Below are 20,259 nucleotides of genomic sequence, written 5' to 3' on the forward strand. Positions count from 1 at the left end.
GGCCCCGGCCACGGCCGCCGCGCCGTTGGCGGCCTCGGCGACGACCTCGAAGTCGTCCTCGTCGCTGAGTATGGACCGGAACCCGGCCCGTACCAGGGTCTGGTCGTCGGCGAGCAGTACGCGGATCATCCGGCCCCGTTCGATGGCAGGTTCAGTGGCAGGTGGGCGACCACGCGGAAGCCGCCCTCGGGGCGCGAGCCGGCCTCCAGGGTGCCGCCGAGCGCCATGGCGCGCTCGCGCATGCCCTGCAGGCCGAAGCCGCTGCCCTCGTCGTACGTGGCGCCCGGCCCATCATCCTCCACGCGGATCATGATATTTCCTGATGCGTTGGTGATCGTGAGCGTTGCCTGGGTTGTGCCGGAATGGCGGGAGACGTTGGTGAGTGCCTCCCTCACGATGCGGGCGGCCGCCAGGTCCACCTCGGTCGGCACGGCGTCGAGCGGCCCGGACAGCTCCGTACGCACCTCCAGCCCCGACGCCGCGACCAGCGCCTCCACCCGCGCGAGGCTGTCGGCGGGCGTGGTCGGCGCGTCCTCGTCCACCTGGCGCAGCACGCCCAGGGTGGTCCGCAGCTCGCGCAGCGTCTCCTTGCTGCTGTCCTTGATCGTCCGCAGCGCCGTCTCGGCGTCCTCCGGCCGCTTCTTCAACCCGTGCAGCGCCGCCGAGGCCTGCACGTTGATCATGGAGATGTTGTGCCCGAGCACGTCGTGCAGCTCGCGCGCGATCCGCAGTCGCTCCTCGCTCGCCCGCCGCCTGGCCTCCTCTTCCTTGCTGTGCTCGGCCTCGAGCGCACGCTGCTCGACCGCCCGCAGGTAGGCACGACGGCTGCGGGTGACGCCGCCGAACGCGACGGCCGCGACCTCCCAGCCAGCGATCATGAGGAACAGGCTGTTCTCCACGTGCCTGACGCCGCCCGTCTCGCCGATCCCCATGCCCAGCAGCGACGCCGCCCCCACAGCGATGGCTGCGGTGAGGTGGCCCCGGTCGGCCGCGGTGTAGAGGGCGACGAACGGGAGTATGGCGAGCGGCCCGTCGAGCCCCGCGTACGGGTAGTAAATGCCGACGCACACCATCACCAGGATCAGCGCCCCGACGGGATAGCGCTCCCGCAGCAGCAGCCCGCAGCAGGCGATGACCGGCAGCACCACGTCGAGGACGTTGGGCTGCGCGTCCTCCCGGAACGCGTACGTGACGACCGTGCCGACCAGCGTCGCCGCGATCACCACGAGTGACACGATCGTACTGGTGGAGGGCCTTCGCATGCCTCCCATTCTGGGGGGTAATCGGCGGGACGCATCTGGGTAGAGCAGGTAAATGAGCACAAAGGACGAACTCCGGCAGATCGAAGAGGATCTGGCCCGGTTGAGAGCCGAGAATCAGGACCTGCGCAACCAGATCCGCGACTTCGGTGCGACCGACCAGGTGGAGATCTCGGCCGTGATCAGTCAGGCGGACGAGCAGGAAGAGCTGATCGCCCAGCTCGAGGGCCGCCGGGACACGCTGCTCAAGCGCCTCCAGCAAGAAGGCGTCACGTAGGTTCGGCAGCCGCGCCCGCGTGGCGCTGTTCCATCGGCTACGCCGCTGAAAGCGGCTGACAGAGATCTGGCAGCGGCCCTGTGCATCGTCATCCCCATGACGAACACGCTGATCGTCGGCTCCGGGCCGACGGGACTGACGCTGGCCATCGAGCTGGCCCGCAGGGGCGTCGACTTCCGCATCGTGGAGAGCTCCCCGCAGCCGAACACCGGCGTGCGCGGCAAGGGGCTGCAGCCGCGCACGCTGGAGGTCTTCGACGACCTCGGCGTGATCGACGAGATCCTCGCCACCGGCCGCGAATACCCGAGCCTGCGCAGCTACCAGGGCGACCAGGTCGTCTGGGAAGGGCGCATGGACGAGATCCGCGAGCCGTCGGAAGGCGTGCCGTACCCCAACCTGATCATGCAGCCGCAGTGGCGGACCGAGCGGATCCTGCGCGACCGGCTGGCCGAGCTGGGGCATCAGGTGGAGTTCGGGGTCGAGCTGACCGGGTTCGAGCAGGACGACGAGGGCGTGACGGCCCACCTGAGCACGGGCGAGCACGTCCGCTGCGCCTACCTGGTCGGGGCGGACGGCGGCCGCAGCATCGTACGCAAGCGGCTCGGCGTCGGCTTCGCCGGCGAGACGTACGAGAGCGAGCGCATGCTGCTGGCCGACATCAAGACGGGCGACCTCGACCACGAGCACTGGCACGTCTGGGGCTCGATGGCGGAGCAGGCCATCCACTTCACGATCTGCCCGCTGCCGAACACCGACGTCTTCCAGCTCGTCGCCCCGTACACCGGCGACGACGACCTGCTCGGGCTCGTCGGCCGGCACGCGCCGCACGTCCGGATCGACGAGGTCGTGTGGCGCTCGGAGTACCGGGTCAACATACGCATGGCCGAACGGTTCAGGGACGGCCGGGTGTTCCTGGCCGGGGACGCGGCCCACGTGCACACGCCGGCGGGCGGCCAGGGGCTCAACACCGGCGTCCAGGACGCCTACAACCTGGGCTGGAAGCTGGCCGTCGGCTCCGAAGCGCTGCTGGAGACGTACGAGGACGAGCGGATGGCGGTAGCGGAGCACGTGCTGGGCCTCAGCACCCGCCTGTACAGGGAGAACGACACCAGGCGCGGGGACGACACCAACCAGCTCGATCTGGCCTACCTCGGCAGCCCCCTGTCGGTGGGCGAGCGCGGCGGCGAGCGGCTCGGCGCGCTCTTCGCCGAGCAGCGCGGCACCGGCTTCCTGCTGCTGGCGGACACGGCGACGAAGTATCCCTTCAAGGTTCTTCCGCCGCTCGACGGCCGGCAGGGCGTCATGCTCGTCCGCCCCGACGGCTACATCGGCTATCACGGGGACGAGAGCGGCCTCAGCGCGTACCTCTCCGGGTTCGGCATCGAAGCGCCCCTCGCCGACGCCGCGCGGTAGCCGTCCTCGCCCAGTGCGGCCAGGCACCTTCCCGCCAGCTCGTGGACGTGGGGATCGGCGGACTCGTCGATCCCGCGCAGTGCCCGAGCGGCGCCGAGCAGCTCGGCCGCCACCGCCGGCTCCAGGTGCTCGGCCACGCCCTCCAGCACGGTCGCCCGCGCGGTCCTGTCGGAGCACGTGGCCATCAGCTCCAGAGCCCGGCGCAACGGCTCGCCGGGCTCGCGCACGCGGGCGAGCTCGACGTACATGAACGCCCTGGCCTGCGCGGGAAGCTCGACGTCGAGCCCGAGCGCCGCCTCCAGCAGCCGGGCGGCCTCCTCCGGGCGGCCGGTACGCCTGGCCAGCTCGGCCCTGGCGTGCATGACCCTGGCCACGATCGCCCGGTCCTCGGACCTGACAGCCGCGGCCCACGCCTGCTCCAGCGCGGCGGCGGCCCCGGTGTGGTCCCCCGCGCGCCCCTTGAGCTGCCCGACCCGCAGCGAGAACGTCATCACCCCCATCGGGGTATCGGGCCCCGTCAGCTCGGCGGCCAGCCGCTCCGGCTCCTCAGCCAGGGCGACCGCCGCGGCGAAGTCTCCCCGATTCTCGGCGGCCAGCGAGAGCCAGAAGAGCCCGGCCCACTGCCCCCACCGGTCGCCGGTGACCCTGAGCCCTTCGACCGCCGGCTTCAGCAGGTCCTCGGCCCCGGCCACCGCCCCGTACTCGAACCGGACGATGCCCGCGGCCAGCAGCGCCGCCGACCTGGTCCACAGGTCGGGATGATCGCGCAGCCGCTCCGCGGCCCGATCGGTGAGGTCCACCACGTCGGCGGGCGGCGCGCCCCCGCTCATCGCCCCCATCGCCCAGGAGTTGAGCGCGGCCGGATGGTCCGACTCCAGCACCGCCTGGGTGGGCTCGGCCCCCATGAGCACCTGGCAGATCCCGTGCGCCAGCGCCCGGCCCGGCGGCGGCACGTCTCCCACCCTGCGCAGCACCGCCTCGGCCTGCTGCAGGATCTCGCGCTGCCTGCCCCGCATGATCCACGGCCAGAACCGCGGCAGGATCAGCCTGAGCGGGTCGTCGGTGTGGCGCAGCGCCGCGTCCAGGTTGCCCCGCTCGGCGTCCAGCACGGTCAGCCATGTGAGCTGGTCGCCGGTCCGCAGGTGCGGCTCCGCGGTCTCGGCCAGCTCCGTGTAGTAGCGGGCGTGGGCCAGGCGGAGCTCAGGGAGGTCGGCGGCGGCGTACTGCCTGATGGTCTCCAGCATCGTGTAGCGGTCACCGGAGATCTGGATGAGCGACTTGTCCACCAGCGAGGAGAGCAGGTCCAGCTCGCCGCCGCAGACCTGGGAGATCGCCTCGTACGTGGCGCCGCCCGAGAACACCGTCAGGCCGCGGAGCAGGTCGCGCTCGCGCTCGGAGAGCAGGTTCCAGCTCCAGTCGATGACCGCGCGCAGCGTGCGGTGGCGGGGCTCCGACGTGCGGCCGCCGCGGAAGGCCAGCCGGTCGCCGAGCTGCTCGACCAGCACGGACACCGGCATCGTACGCAGGCGCGCGGCGGCCAGCTCGATGGCCAGCGGGATGCCGTCGAGCTCGCGGCAGATCCGCGTGGCCTCCTCCCGCCTCAGCCGGAGGGCGGGCCTGGCGGCGGCGGCCCGGTCCATGAACAGCTCGGCCGCCTTCTCCTCGGGCAGCGGCAGTACCTGGTGCAGCGTCTCGCCTGGGATGTCGAGCGGCTCCCTGCTGGTGGCGAGGATCCTCAGCCCTCCTACCTCGGACAGCAGCCACCGCGCGATCTTGGCGGCGTCCTCGATCAGGTGCTCGCAGTTGTCCAGCACGATCAGGGGCGCGGTGCCGCGCAGGGCTCTGGTGAGGTCGGTCGTCCTGAGCACACTCTCCACGGCGGCCCGTACGTCGGTGACGGCGGCCAGCTCGACCAGCCACACGCCGTCCGGCACCTTGAGGTTCGCGGCCGCTTCGACGGCCAGCCGGGTCTTCCCGGCCCCGCCGGGCCCGACGAGCGTGACCAGCCTGGCCCGGTCGAGGAGCCCGTTCAGCCGGGAGATGTCCTCCGATCGGCCCACGAAGCTCGTGAGCCGGGCGGGCAGGTTGGTCTTCGGCTCGGCGTCCTTGAGCGCTTCCAGGTGGGCTTCCCGCAGCTCGGGCCCGGGATCGACGCCCAGCTCGTCGGCCAGGGCGGCTCTTATCCGTTCGAAGACGTCGAGCGCCTCCGCCCGCCGCCCCCTCGCGGCCAGCGCGCGGATGAGCAGGGCGTGGAACGGCTCGCGTAACGGATGGGCGGCGACCAGTTCCTCCAGCTCGGCCACCAGGTCGGGCCGGCCCTCGGCGGCGGCTCCGCCGTCGGCCGTGAGGTCGGTGGCGGTGCGGTCGCCGGCTGTGAGGTCGGTGGCGATCCTCGTGGCCAGGGCGGTGAGGCGCAGCTCCTCCAGGCGGGCCGCCGGGGCCGTGGCGAAGGGCAGTTCGTACGCGTCCGCCAACGCCGTGCCCCGCCACAGCGCCAGTGCCCCGTGCACGTCACCGGCCCGTACGAGCCGCTCGAACGCCCACGCGTCCACCTCGTCCGGCGGCACGTCGAGCACGTATCCGGCGGGGTGGGACGCGATCAGGCCGGGTGCTTCCCTGCGCGCCCTGGACACCAGCGACTGCAGCGCCGCCATGGGATGGGCGGGCGGCTCGTCCGGCCACAGATCGTCGATCAGCCGATCGGCGGTCACCACGCGGCCGGGGTCCAGCGCCAGCCGTACCAGCAGCGCCCGCACCCGGGCACCGCCGACCGCGCACCCCGCCACCTGAAGCGGCCCCAGGATCCCGACCCGCACCCCGCCCTCCCCGCGCACGCCGATTCCACAGTATGCACCCCACGGGCTCCGCGCCCCGTTCCTTCGGCAGCGGCCCGCCCCCCTCCCCGCTCGAGCGCTGCCGCCGCCACGGGGAGCTCGTACGCGTCCGTTTCGAACGCCGCCACAGCCCGCAGAAGGCGGTCCATCGTGTCGATGCCTGGCACGCCTCCACACTCTTCGATCCGCAGCCCCTGCTTGAGCGCTTCACCCAGCTCGGGTTGGAGTCGCGGATGGCGGTCGAGACGACCGCGACCGGCCACTCCCGTGCGACAGGCCGGCTCATGAGAACGCCTTGGCCTTCAGCGAGGGAAAGCGTCGCGCCAGCCGGAGGAAGGTCTTGAACCCCGCCCGCGCCACCCGGCTGTCGCCGACGAACTGCTCGGCCGCCCGCAGCGAGTCGCGGACGGCGGCGAAGCCGTACTCGCGCATCTGGGCCTCGTAATCCGCGATGGCCTCGATCGAGCCGCCACCGGCGAGAGCCAGGCAGAGCAGGCGGGCGTCGCGTAGCGCGGTGTTCGCGCCGATGCCGCGCATCGGCGTCATGCTGTGGATGGCGTCGCCGAGCAGGGTGATGTTCGTGGCGGGCCAGGGGTCGATCGGGATGGAGGTACGGATCGGCAGCAGGGTGACCGTGTCGGGGTGCGACATGTCGACCAGCCTGCGCAGGTCGGGATGCCAGGATTCGATCATCCGTGCCACGGTGGCCTTGAGCCGCTCGCCCGACATTTCGGAAATGTCGGTGGGGAAGCGGGAGCCGGCCGCGCCGAACGCCCACAGTAGGTAGCCGCTGGTGTTGTCCATCAGCGCGCCCTCCTGCTCGGTCACCCCGATCCCGCCGTACGCGACCTCGTCGCGCAGGTCGTGCGGCGCGGTGAACAGCCCCATCCCCCTGGGCGGGATGACGTTGTTCGGCCCGTCCACCAGCCGCGACGCCAGGAGCTTCCTGGTCTCGTCGGTGAGCGGGAACTTGCCGGCCACCGTCGTGATCCCGGTGTCCACCCGCTCGGCGTGCGGCAGGTACTGCCTGCGCACCCGCGAGTTCCCGCCGTCCGCGCCGACCACGATGTCCGCGGTCTCGCTGGTGCCGTCCGCGAAGAACAGCTCGACCCGCCCGTCGGGGAGCCGCTCGTACCTCTCGTACGACTTCCCGAACCGCACGACGTCGTCGAGCCCCGACAGCAGCACCTGCCTGAGCGTGATGCGGCTGGCCGAATGATGGTCGTCGGCCGGGTCGGCCGCCTTGGGCGTTTCGAGCAGCGTGAGCAGCTCCAGCCGCTCGGTGAGGAAGCCGAAGTCCTGGCCGCTCTGCCCGGCCGTGTCGAGGAAGGCCCGCCACAGATGCGGGGGCAGGCAGTCGTGCAGCGCGCGGGCGCCGTTCGGGTCGATGTGCACGCGGTAGCCCTGCAGCCGGTCCGCCGGGGTCCTGTCCCGCTCGTAGACGGTCACGTCGAGGCCCGCCTTGCGCAGCCCCTGGGCCAGGCAGAGCCCGCCGACGCCGCCACCGATGATCGCGATGTTCTGTGCCATGACTCCAACAATCATCCACTCGGATGATTCTGTCAACCATCCGGATGGATGATAAAGTGCGCCTCATGAGACGGGCACCGGAGGAGAAGCAGCGCGACGCCGAGCGAACGAAGGCCCGCATCCTGCAGGCCGCGCTGGAGGAGTTCGCGGCGAAGGGGTTCGCGGGGGCGCGGGTCGGCGAGATCGCCGCCAGGGCCGGAGTCAACAAGCAGCTGATCTCGTACTACTTCGGCGGCAAGGAGGGCCTGCACCGGGCGCTGACCACGCGCTGGCAGGCCGAGGAGAGCGCGTTCGCCGACCGCTCGGCCTCGCTGGGCGCGCTGGCCGCCGGATACGTGCGGGGCAACGCCGAGCGCCGCGACTACGGCAGGCTGATGCTCTGGGAGGGCCTCACCGACGACGTTCCGCCCGACCCGGCGTTCGTCGAGGAAGTGCGCAGGGACCTCGAGCACCTGCGGCAGCGCCAGCGGGACGGGGAGTTCCCGGCGGACCTCGACCCGGGGGCGTTGCTGGTGGCGCTGTTCTCCATGGCGGCGGCGGGCATCTCGTTCCCGCAGCTCGTCCGGGCCGTCTGGGGTCGTGACCCGGACTCGCCGGAGTTCGCCGAGCACTATGCGAGGGAGGTCGAGAAGCTCGTGGGCCACCTGAGGGACACCCCCCGCTCGTGAGGAGTGGTTTCCTGTACGTATGCCTGATCTCGTAGTGGACGGCGGTGACAAGCTCTGTGTGCAGTTGCTCATCGAGCTGCGCGGTCACGTGCGTACGGCCGGCCCCGGAGCCGTGATCCATCTGATCGCCTCCGATCCCGCCGCGCCCGTCGACCTGCCCGCCTGGTGCCACCTGACCGGGCACACGTACCTCGGGCCCGTGCCGGGGGCGGAGCGGCCCACGTACGCGCTGCGCGTGGCCGGCGAGTCGAAGGAGACCGAGGAGGCCAAACCGTGGCACGTGGCTTAAGCGGTTAATTCCCTTATCGGAAGGGGTGGCCTAGAGTATGAGGGTTATCCGGTTCAGAAGGGAGAGCGTGAAGCGACCCACGATCGCCGACATCGCCAGCCGGGCTGGGGTGTCCAAGGTGGCGGTCTCCTACGCGCTCAACGGGCAGCCGGGGGTGTCGGACGCGACGCGGGCGAAGATCGTCGCCATCGCCGAGGAGATCGGCTGGCGGCCCAACAGCGCGGCGCGGGCCCTCAACGGCGCCAGGGCCAACTGCGTCGGCCTCGCGCTCTGCCGTCCCGCCCGCATCCTGGGCGTCGAGCCGTTCTTCATGGAGCTGATCAGCGGCATCGAGGGCGTTCTCGCTGACCGGTCCTACGCGCTGCTGCTCCAGGTCGTCCCGAGCCATGAGCAGGAGAGCGAGGTCTACCGGCGCTGGTGGGGGGAGAGCCGGATCGACGGCGTGTTCCTCGTTGATCTGCACTATTCGGACACCCGGGTGGGAGAGCTGGAGCAGCTCGGCATGCCGGTCGTGGTCATCGGCCACCCCTCGGAGTCGGGCTCACTGTCGGCCATCTGGTCCGACGACGGCGAGGCGGTGCGCGAGACCGTCGGCTACCTGGTGGCGCTGGGCCACCGCCGCATCGCGCGGGTGGCGGGGCTGCCCGAGCTGGTGCACACGACCGTACGCGACCAGGCGTTCGCCCAGGCGTGCGAGGGCATGGCCGAGCACGTCACCGTGCACACCGACTACACCGGCGAGGAGGGCGCCAGGGCCACCAGGCGGCTGCTCAGCTCCCCCCACCGGCCCACGGCGATCGTCTACGACAACGACATCATGGCCGTGGCGGGCCTGTCGGTCGCCCAGGAGATGCGGGTGGAGGTGCCGCACGACCTGTCCATCGTGGCCTGGGACGACTCGCCGCTCTCCCAGGTCGTCCGGCCGCCGCTGACGGCTCTCACCCGCGACATCCCCGCGTACGGGGCGCACGCCGCCCAGCGGCTGCTCGCGCTGATCGCGGGTGAGAGCGTGCCCCCTTACGAGGACCAGGCGGCCGTGCTCACACCGCGCGGCAGCACCGGGCCCGCTCAGTCCAGCACGTAGACCTTCGCCTCCCAGGGGTGGACGGGCTCCCTGCCCGCCCATTCAGGGGACACGCGCGATTCTGCGTGACCTCCCGCCACGTACGCCCCCCCAGGGCGCCGGCGGGAAGCCGCGCCGCCGCGCGCCTCTTGGAGCGCCCTGGGGAGATCCCTAGGCCCACCCTGCACGCGGCCCGTGCCATCCGGGCGCGCGTGGGTGATCCCGGCGCGTGCCGCGGGCGGGCGCAGGCGGCTGGCAGACCACCGGGCCCGGCCCGCGGCACGTGCCGTCCCCTCCTTCGCGGCACGTTGCCTGGAACCGCCCCCGCGCCCCCGCGCTGAGACGGCTCCCACCATGACGGAGTCCGGAGGGGAACGCCTGAGTACGCCTATACCTAAACGAGATAGGAAATCTCACGAACCGTGACCGAAGCCTTCGGCCCGACCTTGACAAATTTTTTTGTCGGCATCTACTCTCATTCCCAGGGAACGGAGGAAATCATGAGCAAGGTCATCTCGGCGGACGGCACCTCCATCGCGTACACCCGCGCAGGCCAGGGCCCCGCCGTCATCCTCGTGGACGGCGCCATGAGCTACCGCGGGCAGAGCATCAACACCGACCTCGCCACCGCGCTGGCCGCGAGCTTCACGGTCTACACCTACGACCGGCGCGGCCGCGGCGAGAGCGGCGACACCAGGCCGTTCGCCCCCGAGCGCGAGATCGAGGACCTGGCCGCGCTGGTCGCGGAGGCCGGCGACGCGGTCCGCCTGTACGGCACGTCGTCGGGCGCCGCCGTCGCGCTGGTGGCCGTCGAGAGCGGGGTGCCGGTCGAGAGGCTGGCGCTGTACGAGCCGCCGTTCATCGTGGACGGCAGCAGGCCGCCCATCCCCGACGACTACGTGCGCCGGCTCGACGAGATGGTCGCCGAGGGCCGCGGCGCCGACGCCATCCGCTACTTCATGCGCAAGGGCGTCGGCCTGCCGGCGGTGGTCGTGGCCATGATGCGCTTCATGCCCGCCTGGTCGACGCTCAAGGCCGTGGCGCACACGCTCCCGTACGACGCGGCGTTCGTGGCCCAGTACGAGCACGGCACCCCGTACCCGGCGTCGAGCTGGGCCTCCGTGAAGGTCCCCACGCTCGTCATGGACGGCGGCAAGAGCCAGGCATGGATCCGCAACGCCGCCAGGTCGCTGGCCGAGCTCCTGCCCAACGCCGAGCACCGCACGCTCGAAGGCCAGACCCACATCGTCAAGCCGGCGGCGCTGGCGCCCGTGCTGGAGGGTTTCTTCCGATGAGATTCCGCACCACGATCGAGCTGGGCGGCAAGACCGCCACGGGATTCGAGGTCCCGGCCGAGGTCGTCGAGGGGCTCGGGGCCGGCAAGCGGCCCTCCGTGACGGTCACGATCAACTCCCACACCTACCGCAGCACGGTGGCCCCGATGGGCGGCCGGTTCATGCTGCCGCTCAGCGCGGAGAACCGGCAGGGCGCGGGCGTGTCGGCGGGCGACGCGGTGGAGGTGGAGGTCGCGCTCGACACCGCGCCCCGGGAGATCGAGGTGCCCGCCGATCTGGCCGAGGCGCTCGAGCACGCCCCCGAGGCGAGGAAGTTCTTCGAGCGCCTGTCCTATTCGCGCAAGAAGCGGTACGTGCTGCAGATCGAGGGCGCCAAGAAGCCGGAGACCAGGCAGCGGCGCGTCATTGACACGATCGCCAAGCTCGCGGACGGCATCGGGTGAGACGTTTACCCAGCGTAAAGCGTCGTCCGGCCGGAGAGAGGCGCGTAACGCGGTGTTCGGCGGGTATGCGGCCACCATGACTGAGGGCTTTGAGAGCGACATGCTGTGGGACGAGTTCCACCGACTGGTGAACATGCACTTCGAGGAGCTGCGCGCGCACCTGCTGGCCGACGCCTCCCACGAGGACGGCTTCCCGCCCGACCCCGAGCTCATGTCCGTGGGCCACGATCCGCTGAGGGGGTAGACCACCGTGGTCGAGCCGCATCTGTGGATCGAGGGCTACGTACGGGCCTGGAACACCAACGATCCCGACGACATCTCCGCACTCTTCACCCAGGACGCCCTCTACTACACCGAGCCGTACAGCCCGCCCTGGCACGGGCGTGACGACATCGTCTCGCAGTGGCTGGGGCGGCAGGACAAGCCAGGTGAGGCCACGTTCGAGTGGCATCCGGTGTCCGTGACCGATGACGTGAGCGTTATCCAGGGGGTCACTACGTATCCGGACAAAACGTACAGTAATCTGTGGGTGATCAGGTTCGTACCCGACGGCCGATGCCGGGAATTCACCGAATGGTGGATGAGACACGACGTCAAATGATGCAATGGGCCGAACCGTCTTCATCCGAGGAGATCCGTTGAGAGACAACCTCGACCTCGCCGCGAGCGCCCAGGAACTGGCTGACGCCGCCCCGACGGGATCGATCGACCACGCCGCCGCCTCGTCCGTGGCCATCACGCTTGCCACCACCCGCGACATCTCGCACGCCAGGAAGACGCTGGACGGGGTCGCCCCGGACGAGGTCCGGGAAGCGGCGGTGGCACTTTTCGAGCGGTTGTCCGCAGGCGCCTAGCACACGGCCTTGCTCCCGGTCGCCCCGCAGGGCAGGCGACCGGGTGTAACGGGCTGCCCGTCGGCGGGCTAAGAGGCCGACGCGGTGTGGCGCTCGAACACCCGGTTCGTGACGCGCGAGGCGACGACCGTGAGCAGCCAGAAGTACTTGCCCCAGGAGGGGCTGGCGAAGCTCACCGGGATCGACAGGAGGAACACCACCGCCGCCGTGCCCGTGCCCACCACCAACCCGCGCATCCGTTGCGTGGGTGCCTCGGTACGCAGGAGGTGAGCGCGGATCGCGTGCCGCACCATCAGCACCATGAGCAGCGCGATCCCGCTGATGACGATGGCGTACAGGACCGGGCCCAGGATGAGATCCCCGACCTCGCTGCTCACCCGGGTGGCGAACGGCACCACCACGACGAGGAACAGCCAGCCGAGGTTGTACCGCCGCAGAGTGGCGTCCACCACGTGGATCTCGCGGAAGTACTGGTGGTGGGCGACCCAGAACGCGGCGATGACCCCGAAGCTGATCACGAAGTTCAGGTACTCGTCGGGGAGCAACTCCACGAACGAGTGCCAGACCTCGGCGTCCGTCCGCCCGTGCGGAACGGGCAGCTCCAGTGCGAGTAGCGTCATCGCGATGGCGATCACCGCATCGGAGAAGAAGACCAGCCGTTCGCGGACATGCCGCCGGTCCTCTTCGTCGGTGAAGTGAGGGGAGTCCCGGCTGTCCGTGCCGCCCATGTTTGACACGGTTTGCAAGTGTGCCACGGATGCGGTCGCCGCGCTCAGGCGCTCAGGCGCTCAGGATCACCCAGGCGGGCTTGTACGGCGCGGCGGGCGCGGTCCGGCGCCTGCGGGTCGTGGTGCAGCTGGATGGCGTGGTTCAGGGCCATGACCATGCCGAGCAGTTCGAAGGCGAGCTGGTCGGGATCCGTCCGCTCCGGCAGGTCCCCGGCGTCCACCGCGCGCTGGGCCTCCTTGCGCAGCCGCCCGCGCCAGGCGTCGAACCGGGACTCGACCGCGTCCCGCACCGGCCCCCCTCTGCCGTCGAACTCGTGCGCCGCGGCCACGAAGAAGCACCCGCCGGGGAAGACCTCGCGTTCCAGGTAGGAGATCCACGCCTCGCAGAGCACCCGCAGCCGGGCCAGGCCGGGCGCGGCGGGGAGGGCGGGCTCCCAGACCTCGGCGCGGAAGACCTCCCCGGCCCTGCCGAGGACCGCGAGCTGCAGCGCCTCCTTGGAGCCGAAGTGCCCGAGCACGCCTGACTTGCTCATGCCCAGCTCGCCGGCGAGGCGGCCGATGGTCAGCCCTTCGAGCCCCTCGGCCGAGGCGATGGCGACCGAGCGGTCGAGGATGGCCGCACGCGTGCCGAGGGCTTCGGCGACGGACTTACGCGGACTCATGTCGCATACTTTAGCGTCCGAACGTTCGCTTGCTATAGTCCGGCCCATGAACGGATCACGACTTGTCGCCACGGGCCACTATCAACCAGCAAAAATCCTGACAAATGAGGATTTGGCGACCATGGTGGACACCAGCGACGAGTGGATCAGCAAGCGGGTCGGCATCCGTACCCGGCATGTGGCCGGGCCCGAGGAGAGCGTGGCCGACCTGGCCGGGCACGCCGCCGCCAAGGCCCTGGCGGCGAGCGGCCTGGACGCGTCCGACATCGACCTCCTGCTCATCGCCACCTGCACGCAGACCGAGCGCGCCCCCAACGTCGCCTCCCGCGTCGCCGCCAAGCTCGGCGTGCCGGGCGCGGCGCTGATGGACGTCGGCGTGTCGTGCTCCGGCTTCACCCACGCCCTGGCGCTGGCCGACCACACCATCCGGGCGGGGGCGGCCACGAACGCCCTGGTCGTGGGGGTGGACAAGATGACGGCGGTCACCGACTGGACCGACCGGACCACGTGCGTGCTGACCGGCGACGGGGCCGGGGCGGCCGTGGTCAGCGCGGCGGCCGAGGCGGAGATCGGCCCGGTGGTGTGGGGCTCCGCGCCGGAGCTGGGCACCGCCGTACGCATCGAGGGCACCCCGACCCGCTTCTCCCAGGACGGCCAGACCGTCTACCGGTGGGCCACCACGCAGCTCCCCGACATCGCCCGCCGGGCGTGCGAGCGCGGTGGCGTACGGCCCGAGGACCTGGCGGCGGTGGTGTTCCACCAGGCGAACCTGCGCATCATCGAGCCCGTCGCCGCCAAGCTCGGCGCGGTCAACGCGATCGTGGCGCGTGATGTCGTGGAGTCGGGGAACACCTCGGCCGCGAGCGTGCCGCTGGCGCTGTCGAAGCTGCTGGAGCGGGGCGAGGTCCGGCGCGGGGCGCCGATGCTGCTCTTCGGGTTCGGGGGGAACCTGTCCTACGCGGGCATGGTCGTACGCTGCCCCTGACCATGCCTTCAAGCAGTCAGGAGATGCCCGGCGGGGAGGTGGAGTCGCGGATCACGAGCTGGCAGGGCATCTTGTGGATCCCCGGCGTCGCCTTGCCGTCGATGGCGGCGAAGAGGTGCTGGGCGGCCGTCCTTCCCAGCTGCTCAAGGTTCATGTCCACCGTGGTCAGCGCGGGCCGGGTCTCCGTGGAGAGCACCTCCCAGTTGTCGTAGCCCACCACCGCGATGTCGTCCGGCACCCGGCGCCCGCGTTCCCTGGCCGCCTCCACGAAACCGGCCGCGATCTGGTCGCTCCCGCAGAACACCGCGTCGACCTCCGGCTCGGCCATCAGCAGCATCTCGGCCGCGTGCCGCCCCCACCGCTGCGACCACGGCCCCGACAGCGTCTGCCCGGCCTGCGCCACGCCCGCCTCCTTGAGCGCGAGGCGCAGGCCGTCCTCGCGGTCGCGTGCGGCCTTGTAGTGCGTCGGGCCGGTGATGTGCGCGATCCTGCGGCGCCCCATGGCCAGCAGGTGGTTGACGGCCATGGCCGCCGCGCCCACGTCGTCCGGCACGAAGGACACGTCCGACGGGTCCTCCGACGGGCCGTACGCGTACACCACAGGCACCGGCAGGTCCTTGCTCACCGACGGCCGCGGGTTCGTGCTCTCGCCCACCACGATCAGCCCGTCCACGCGGCGTGACAACAGCGCCCGCACGTGGTGCTGCTCCCTGATCGCGTCGCCCCGCGCGTCGCAGAGCAGGACGGCCATCTCGCCGGCGCCGAAGGCGTCCTCCGCCCCGAGCAGCACCGGGATGCCGAACCGGCCGACGCTGTCGGAGGTCAGCAGGCCGACCGTGCGCGTCTGCCCTGAGATCAGCCCCCTGGCCAGGGCGTTCGGCTGGAAGGAGAGCTCCGCGGCGGCGGCGAGCACGCGCTCGCGCGTCGCCGCCCGCACGTCCTGGCGTCCGTTGAGCGCTTTTGACGCCGTGGCGATTGATACCCCCGCCAGCGAGGCCACATCGTTGATGGTCGCCCGCTTACCCGCCATGTTCGAAACCCTTTTCGGTCGCTGTGAACTGCATAGAACCTTAGCACCCATTGACATGGACACTTGTTTCTTCTACGTTTCCGAAAACCTTTAAGTCCAGGAGCACATCATGAGACGAAGGCTGGCCGGGATCTCCCTACTCGGTGTGTTAGCGCTCACAGCGGCGGCCTGCGGCAGCGGCGGCGGCGGTGGGGGCGGAACGCCGTCGGCGGAGGGCCCCGTGACGATCACCATGTGGACCCGCGCGGCCACCCAGACGCAGAGCGAGCGGCTGGTCAAGGCCTACAACAGCAGTCACAAGAACCAGGTGAAGCTCACCGTCATCCCCACCGACAACTACCAGCCGCGCATCGCCGCCGCGGCCGGCGCCAAGCAGCTCCCCGATGTGTTCGCGGCCGACGTCATCTTCGTCCCCAACTACACCTCGCAGGGCCTGTTCATGGACATCACGGACAGGGTCACCAAGCTGCCGTACAAGGACAGCCTCGCTCCCTCGCACATGAAGCTCGGCACGCTCGACGGGAAGCAGTACACGCTCCCGCACACGCTCGACCTGTCGGTCTGGTTCTGGAACAAGGACCTGTACCAGAAGGCCGGGCTCGACCCCGAGAAGGGGCCGAAGTCGCTGAAGGAGTTCGCCCAGCAGGCCACCACGATCCAGGAGAAGCTGGGCAAGGACGGCAAGGTGCACGGCACCTTCTTCGGCGGCAACTGCGGCGGCTGTTACGTGTTCACGTTCTGGCCCTCGGTCTGGGCCGCCGGCGCCCAGGTCATGAACGCAGAGGGCACCCAATCGCTCAACGACCAGCCCGCGATGACGAGCGTCTTCCAGATCTGGCGCGACCTCTACGAGAAGAAGGTCACCGGCCCGACGGCCAAGGAGGAGCAGGGCCCGACCTGGACCGGCTTCTTCCCCAAGGGTGAGATCGGCGTCATGCCGATGCCCTCGACCACGCTCGGCCTGATGCCCAAGGACATGAAGATCGGCGTCACCCCGATCGCGGGCCCCGACGGCGGCGAGTCGACGTTCGTGGGCGGTGACTCCGTCGGCATCTCCGCCACGTCCAAGAACCCGGACGCGGCCTGGGACTTCCTGTCCTGGACGGTCTCCGACGACGCCCAGGTCGAGGTCATGGCCAAGAACAAGGACGTGCTCGCACGCACCGACCTGGCCAGCAACAAGTACTCCTCGGAAGACCCGCGCGTGGTGCTGATCAACTCGCTGGTGGCCAAGGGCCAGACGCCCTACGCGCTGCGCTTCGGCCAGACCTTCAACGACCCGCAGGGGCCGTGGCTCCGGCTGGCCCGCGAGGCCGTGTTCGGTGACGCCTCGAAGATCCCCCAGCTCAACACTGAGATCACGAAGTCGCTGCAGCAATGACCTTGACGATCATCCGATCCGGGCGGCGGCCGGCTCACTCCGCGCCGTCCGCCCGGTGGCGGAGCAGGAAGGTCCAGGGCTGGCTGTACGCGGCTCCGACGGCCGTCATCGTGGGGGTGCTCTTCATCGTGCCCCTGGTGCTGGTCGTCTGGATGTCGCTCAACCGCTGGCCTCTGCTCGGCCCGGCCACGCTCAACGCCCCCGACAACTACCTCAAGATCGGTGACAACCCCCTCTTCGTCGACGCGGTCCTCTTCACGCTGAAGTACACCGCCATCACGACGGTCCTGCTGTCGGCCGTCGCGCTCGGCCTGGCCCTGCTGGTGCAGGACCGCAGGCCGGGCATCGGCTTCTTCAGGACCGCGTTCTTCCTGCCCGGCGCCGTGGGCTTCGCAGCCGCCGGTCTGCTGTTCTACGGGATGCTGAACAACGACTTCGGCCCCATCGACCCCATGCTCCAGGCGCTGGGCATCACCAGCGAGCCGGTCAAGTGGATCGGCACGCCCAACATGGCGCTGTTCTCCACGATCGCGCTGGTGCTGTGGCGCTTCGCCGGGTTCAACATGCTCATCCTGCTGACCGGCCTGCAGGCGATCCCGACCGAGGTGTACGAGGCCGCCAGGAGCGACGGCGCGAACCGCTGGCAGGTGTTCACCAAGATCACGCTGCCGCTGCTGCGCCCCACCCTCGCGCTGATGATGATCCTCAGCGTCACGGGCTCGCTGCTGGCCTTCGACCAGTTCTTCGTCTTCACCAACGGCGGCCCGGACAACAGCACGGTCTCGATGGTCATGGTCGTCTACCGCGACGCGTTCTTCCGCTTCGACCTCGGCGGCGCGGCGGCGCTCTCGGTCGTCCTGCTCGTCGCCCTCGTCGGGCTCAACACGGTGATGATGCGGAGGCTGCGATGAGCCGGTATCTCACGCTGTCCGCCCTGGCGGTGCTGTTCCTGTTCCCGCTGGTGTGGAGCGGCTACGCCTCGCTGGAGGAGCCGTCGAACTACCTGGAGATGGCCCGCTTCGGCGAGGGGCTCGGCACGTACGCGACCAACAGCGCGCTCGTGTCGGTGATGACCGTGGCGGGCACGCTGGTCATCTCCGCGCTCGGCGGCTACGGCTTCGCCCGCTTCGACTTCCCGGGCAAGAACGTGCTGTTCCTGGCCACGCTGGCCATTCTCATGGTGCCGTACGCGACGATCCTGATCCCGCTGTACGTCCTGCTCGGCTACCTCGGCCTGCAGAACTCGCTCGTCGGCCTGTCGCTGGTGTTCGTCATGTTCCAGCTGCCGTTCGCGCTGTTCATGATGCGCAACGCGTTCGAGGCGCTGCCGCGCGAGCTGGAGGAGGCGGCGCTGGTGGACGGGTGCGGCACGTTCAGGGCGTTCACCAGGATCCTGCTGCACGCCGTGCGGCCCGCGCTGATCACGGTGGGCCTGTTCGCGTTCCTCGCCTCGTGGAACGACTTCTTCGCGCCGCTCATCCTGCTCAACGACGGGTCCTCGTTCACCCTGCCGGTGGCCGTGGTGAGCATGACGCAGCACACGTTCGGCGCGATCGACTACGGCATGCTCCAGGCCGGCGTCATGGTCATGGCCATCCCCTGTCTCATCCTCTTCATCGTGTTGCAGCGCCACTACGTGCGCGGATTCATGTCAGGAGCTCTGCGTGGCTAACCCTGTCCTGCCCTCATCGGGCGTCCTGTCCCCCCTCGGCCTCGACGCGGTACGGCTGAACCCCGGCTTCTGGGGCGACCGGGCCGCGCTCAACCGCGAGGTGACTATCGCCCACTGCGTGGAATGGGAGGAACGCGAAGGCTGGATTCCCAACTTTCGGGGTGTGCGTCCCCGCAGGGGCCGGGAGTTCAGCGACTCCGAGACCTACAAGCTGCTGGAGGCCATGGCCTGGGCCGACCATCCCGGGCTGCCCGCGCTGGCCGAGACCGTGGCCCAGGCCCAGGAGGGCGACGGCTACATCAACACCCGCTGGTCCGGCAGCCGCTACACCGACTTCGAGTGGGGCCACGAGCTCTACTGCTACGGCCACCTCATCCAGGCCGGGGTCGCCCGGCTGCGCATGCACGGCGAGGACCGGCTGACCCAGGTGGCGGTACGGGCCGCCGACCACGTCTGCCGCCGGTTCATGGAGGGGACCGAGACCTGCGGGCACCCCGTGATCGAGATGGCGCTCGTCGAGCTCTACCGCGTGACCGGGGTCGAGCGGTACCTGGAGATGGCCCGGCGCTTCGTCGAGCGGCGCGGCCTGCCCGCGCTCGCCGACATCCCCTTCGGCCGCGCCTACTACCAGGACGACATTCCGGTCAGGCAGGCGCAGGTGTTCCGCGGGCACGCGGTGCGGGCGCTCTACCTGGCCTCCGGCGTGGTGGACGTGGCCATCGAGACCGGGGACCAGGAGCTGCTGAAGGCGGTCGAGGAGCAGTGGGAGCGCACGATCGCCCGCCGCACACACCTCACCGGCGGCATGGGCTCGCGGCACATCGACGAGTCGTTCGGCGAGGACTATGAGCTGCCGCCGGACCGGGCCTACAACGAGACCTGCGCGAGCATCGCCTCCATCATGCTGGCGCACCGGCTGCTGCTGGCCACTGGCGACGTCCGGTATGCCGACCTGGCCGAGCGGACCATGTACAACATGCTCGCCACCGGTGTCGCGTTGGACGGCAAGTCGTTCTTCTACGCCAACCCGCTCCAGGTGCGGGTGCCCGCGACGCCGCTCGAAGGTGTCAACCACGCCGCCGAGGGCGGGCTGCGCTCGCCCTGGTTCGACGTGTCCTGCTGCCCGCACAACATCGCCCGCACGCTGGCCTCACTGCCCGCCTACGTCGCGACCTCGTCGGGCGACGGCATCCAGATCCACCACCACATGCCGTCGGAGATCCGGCACGACGGGCTGGCGGTGCGGGTGGAGACCGGCTATCCGTGGAAGGGCTCGGTGAGCGTCCGGGTGCTGGAGGGCGGCGCGGGCCGGATCGGGCTGCGTGTCCCGGCCTGGGCCACGGACGCCACGCTCGCGCGCGTCCCGGTGTCCTCGCCCGACGCGCCGCTGGAGGAGAGCCCGGCGGTCCGCCCCGTCGATCCCGGCTACGCCTACGTCGAAGGTCCGTGGCGGGCCGGTGACGAGATCCGGCTCGAGCTGCCGATGGCGCCCAGGTGGACGTTCCCAGACCGGCGGATCGACGCGCTGCGGGGGAGCGCCGCGGTGGAGCGGGGGCCGCTGGTCTACTGCGCGGAGTCGGTGGCCGACGAGCCGCCGCTGGGCGACCTGACCGCGCGGGTCCAGCCGCCCGTGGAGCACGAGGCAGATGGCGCCGTGGAGTTGGAGGTCGAGGCGTCGCTGGGATCCGGCGACGGCGGCGGCTGGCCGTACGCGCCTGCCTCCAACGGGCGGGTGAGCAGCGCGGACGTCACGCTCCGGCTCGTGCCCTACCACCGATGGGGGAACCGCGGCCCCGCGACCATGCGTGTCTGGCTACCGATCTAGGAGATGCAAGTGCGTAAACCGTTGGTTTGCTTAGCTGTGTTAGCGCTCACA

Annotated in this window: 21 protein-coding genes and 1 pseudogene; 15 read left to right on the plus strand and 7 right to left on the minus strand. The window is 70.5% G+C overall.

Annotation, left to right across the window (positions count from 1 at the left end; translation table 11 throughout):
- Nucleotides 1-129 (minus strand): annotated as a pseudogene (locus tag AB0J09_RS12910) (DNA-binding response regulator); the annotation flags it as partial.
- Nucleotides 126-1,262: a sensor histidine kinase gene (locus tag AB0J09_RS12915; protein ID WP_360689374.1), complete on the minus strand. Its 1,137-nt coding sequence runs from the start codon at nucleotides 1,260-1,262 to the stop codon at nucleotides 126-128. The gene AB0J09_RS12915 and the pseudogene AB0J09_RS12910, both read right to left, overlap by 4 nt.
- 52 nt (nucleotides 1,263-1,314) lie before the next feature.
- On the opposite strand from AB0J09_RS12915, the gene AB0J09_RS12920 reads away from it, so the two are divergent.
- Nucleotides 1,315-1,536, plus strand: coding sequence for a hypothetical protein (locus AB0J09_RS12920; protein ID WP_360689376.1), 222 nt, complete (start codon nucleotides 1,315-1,317; stop codon nucleotides 1,534-1,536).
- Nucleotides 1,537-1,632: 96 nt separating this feature from the next.
- The gene (locus tag AB0J09_RS12925) at nucleotides 1,633-2,949 is read left to right on the plus strand and encodes an FAD-dependent monooxygenase (RefSeq protein WP_360689378.1); all 1,317 of its coding nucleotides are present in this window, start codon (nucleotides 1,633-1,635) and stop codon (nucleotides 2,947-2,949) included.
- Here the strand turns inward: AB0J09_RS12925 and AB0J09_RS12930 are convergent.
- Together AB0J09_RS12930 and AB0J09_RS12935 are read right to left on the minus strand one after the other, a co-directional pair.
- Nucleotides 2,871-5,765, minus strand: a complete 2,895-nt coding sequence (locus tag AB0J09_RS12930; RefSeq protein ID WP_360689379.1) for a BTAD domain-containing putative transcriptional regulator — start codon at nucleotides 5,763-5,765, stop codon at nucleotides 2,871-2,873. The genes AB0J09_RS12925 and AB0J09_RS12930 overlap by 79 nt on opposite strands.
- Before the next feature lie 300 nt (nucleotides 5,766-6,065).
- Nucleotides 6,066-7,313: an NAD(P)/FAD-dependent oxidoreductase gene (locus AB0J09_RS12935; protein ID WP_360689381.1), complete on the minus strand. Its 1,248-nt coding sequence runs from the start codon at nucleotides 7,311-7,313 to the stop codon at nucleotides 6,066-6,068.
- 65 nt (nucleotides 7,314-7,378) lie between these two features.
- Here AB0J09_RS12935 and AB0J09_RS12940 point away from each other — a divergent pair, with 65 nt between their 5' ends.
- The 8 genes from AB0J09_RS12940 to AB0J09_RS12975 all read left to right on the plus strand — a co-directional run bounded on the left by AB0J09_RS12940 (nucleotide 7,379) and on the right by AB0J09_RS12975 (nucleotide 11,925).
- Entirely contained in the window at nucleotides 7,379-7,981 is a 603-nt protein-coding gene (locus AB0J09_RS12940) for a TetR family transcriptional regulator (protein WP_360689383.1), read from the plus strand.
- A gap of 19 nt (nucleotides 7,982-8,000) precedes the next feature.
- Nucleotides 8,001-8,270 (plus strand): sulfurtransferase TusA family protein, encoded by a 270-nt coding sequence (locus AB0J09_RS12945; RefSeq protein ID WP_360689385.1) that lies wholly within the window; start codon nucleotides 8,001-8,003, stop codon nucleotides 8,268-8,270.
- 67 nt (nucleotides 8,271-8,337) lie between these two features.
- Nucleotides 8,338-9,354: a LacI family DNA-binding transcriptional regulator gene (locus AB0J09_RS12950; RefSeq protein WP_360689387.1), complete on the plus strand. Its 1,017-nt coding sequence runs from the start codon at nucleotides 8,338-8,340 to the stop codon at nucleotides 9,352-9,354.
- A gap of 479 nt (nucleotides 9,355-9,833) precedes the next feature.
- Nucleotides 9,834-10,628: an alpha/beta hydrolase gene (locus tag AB0J09_RS12955; protein WP_360689389.1), complete on the plus strand. Its 795-nt coding sequence runs from the start codon at nucleotides 9,834-9,836 to the stop codon at nucleotides 10,626-10,628.
- A complete protein-coding gene (locus AB0J09_RS12960; RefSeq protein WP_360689391.1) occupies nucleotides 10,625-11,071 on the plus strand; it encodes a YdeI/OmpD-associated family protein in 447 nt (148 codons plus the stop codon). Before AB0J09_RS12955 ends, AB0J09_RS12960 begins: the two co-directional genes overlap by 4 nt.
- Before the next feature lie 76 nt (nucleotides 11,072-11,147).
- Nucleotides 11,148-11,315 (plus strand): DUF3140 domain-containing protein, encoded by a 168-nt coding sequence (locus tag AB0J09_RS12965; protein WP_360689393.1) that lies wholly within the window; start codon nucleotides 11,148-11,150, stop codon nucleotides 11,313-11,315.
- A 6-nt stretch (nucleotides 11,316-11,321) separates the two neighbouring features.
- Nucleotides 11,322-11,672 carry a nuclear transport factor 2 family protein gene (locus tag AB0J09_RS12970; RefSeq protein ID WP_360689395.1) on the plus strand — a complete coding sequence of 117 codons (351 nt, stop codon included), beginning with the start codon at nucleotides 11,322-11,324 and terminating at the stop codon, nucleotides 11,670-11,672.
- Between the two features lie 37 nt (nucleotides 11,673-11,709).
- Nucleotides 11,710-11,925: a hypothetical protein gene (locus AB0J09_RS12975; RefSeq protein ID WP_349449176.1), complete on the plus strand. Its 216-nt coding sequence runs from the start codon at nucleotides 11,710-11,712 to the stop codon at nucleotides 11,923-11,925.
- A gap of 68 nt (nucleotides 11,926-11,993) precedes the next feature.
- Here AB0J09_RS12975 and AB0J09_RS12980 read toward each other — a convergent pair whose 3' ends face one another.
- Both AB0J09_RS12980 and AB0J09_RS12985 read right to left on the minus strand, forming a co-directional pair.
- On the minus strand, nucleotides 11,994-12,653 hold the full coding sequence (locus AB0J09_RS12980) for a TMEM175 family protein (protein WP_360689397.1): 660 nt from the start codon (nucleotides 12,651-12,653) through the stop codon (nucleotides 11,994-11,996).
- 44 nt (nucleotides 12,654-12,697) lie between these two features.
- Nucleotides 12,698-13,315 (minus strand): TetR/AcrR family transcriptional regulator, encoded by a 618-nt coding sequence (locus AB0J09_RS12985; protein ID WP_360689399.1) that lies wholly within the window; start codon nucleotides 13,313-13,315, stop codon nucleotides 12,698-12,700.
- A 46-nt stretch (nucleotides 13,316-13,361) separates the two neighbouring features.
- Between AB0J09_RS12985 and AB0J09_RS12990 the strand changes: the two genes are divergently transcribed.
- Nucleotides 13,362-14,300 carry a beta-ketoacyl-ACP synthase III gene (locus tag AB0J09_RS12990; RefSeq protein WP_360689400.1) on the plus strand — a complete coding sequence of 313 codons (939 nt, stop codon included), beginning with the start codon at nucleotides 13,362-13,364 and terminating at the stop codon, nucleotides 14,298-14,300.
- A 16-nt stretch (nucleotides 14,301-14,316) separates the two neighbouring features.
- Here AB0J09_RS12990 and AB0J09_RS12995 read toward each other — a convergent pair whose 3' ends face one another.
- Complete coding sequence (locus tag AB0J09_RS12995) at nucleotides 14,317-15,330, minus strand: LacI family DNA-binding transcriptional regulator (protein WP_360689402.1); 1,014 nt, start codon at nucleotides 15,328-15,330, stop codon at nucleotides 14,317-14,319.
- Between the two features lie 109 nt (nucleotides 15,331-15,439).
- On the opposite strand from AB0J09_RS12995, the gene AB0J09_RS13000 reads away from it, so the two are divergent.
- Genes AB0J09_RS13000 through AB0J09_RS13015 form a run of 4 tightly spaced genes read left to right on the plus strand, consistent with a single transcriptional unit; the run spans nucleotide 15,440 to nucleotide 20,208 of the window.
- Complete coding sequence (locus AB0J09_RS13000; RefSeq protein ID WP_360689404.1) at nucleotides 15,440-16,711, plus strand: sugar ABC transporter substrate-binding protein; 1,272 nt, start codon at nucleotides 15,440-15,442, stop codon at nucleotides 16,709-16,711.
- Nucleotides 16,708-17,622 (plus strand): sugar ABC transporter permease, encoded by a 915-nt coding sequence (locus tag AB0J09_RS13005; RefSeq protein ID WP_360689406.1) that lies wholly within the window; start codon nucleotides 16,708-16,710, stop codon nucleotides 17,620-17,622. Before AB0J09_RS13000 ends, AB0J09_RS13005 begins: the two co-directional genes overlap by 4 nt.
- A complete protein-coding gene (locus AB0J09_RS13010; RefSeq protein WP_360689407.1) occupies nucleotides 17,619-18,383 on the plus strand; it encodes a carbohydrate ABC transporter permease in 765 nt (254 codons plus the stop codon). Before AB0J09_RS13005 ends, AB0J09_RS13010 begins: the two co-directional genes overlap by 4 nt.
- On the plus strand, nucleotides 18,376-20,208 hold the full coding sequence (locus tag AB0J09_RS13015; RefSeq protein WP_360689409.1) for a beta-L-arabinofuranosidase domain-containing protein: 1,833 nt from the start codon (nucleotides 18,376-18,378) through the stop codon (nucleotides 20,206-20,208). Before AB0J09_RS13010 ends, AB0J09_RS13015 begins: the two co-directional genes overlap by 8 nt.
- The last annotated feature ends 51 nt before the right edge of the window (nucleotides 20,209-20,259 follow it).

Source organism: Nonomuraea sp. NPDC049784, from assembly GCF_040659615.1.
Taxonomy (GTDB): Bacteria; Actinomycetota; Actinomycetes; order Streptosporangiales; family Streptosporangiaceae; genus Nonomuraea.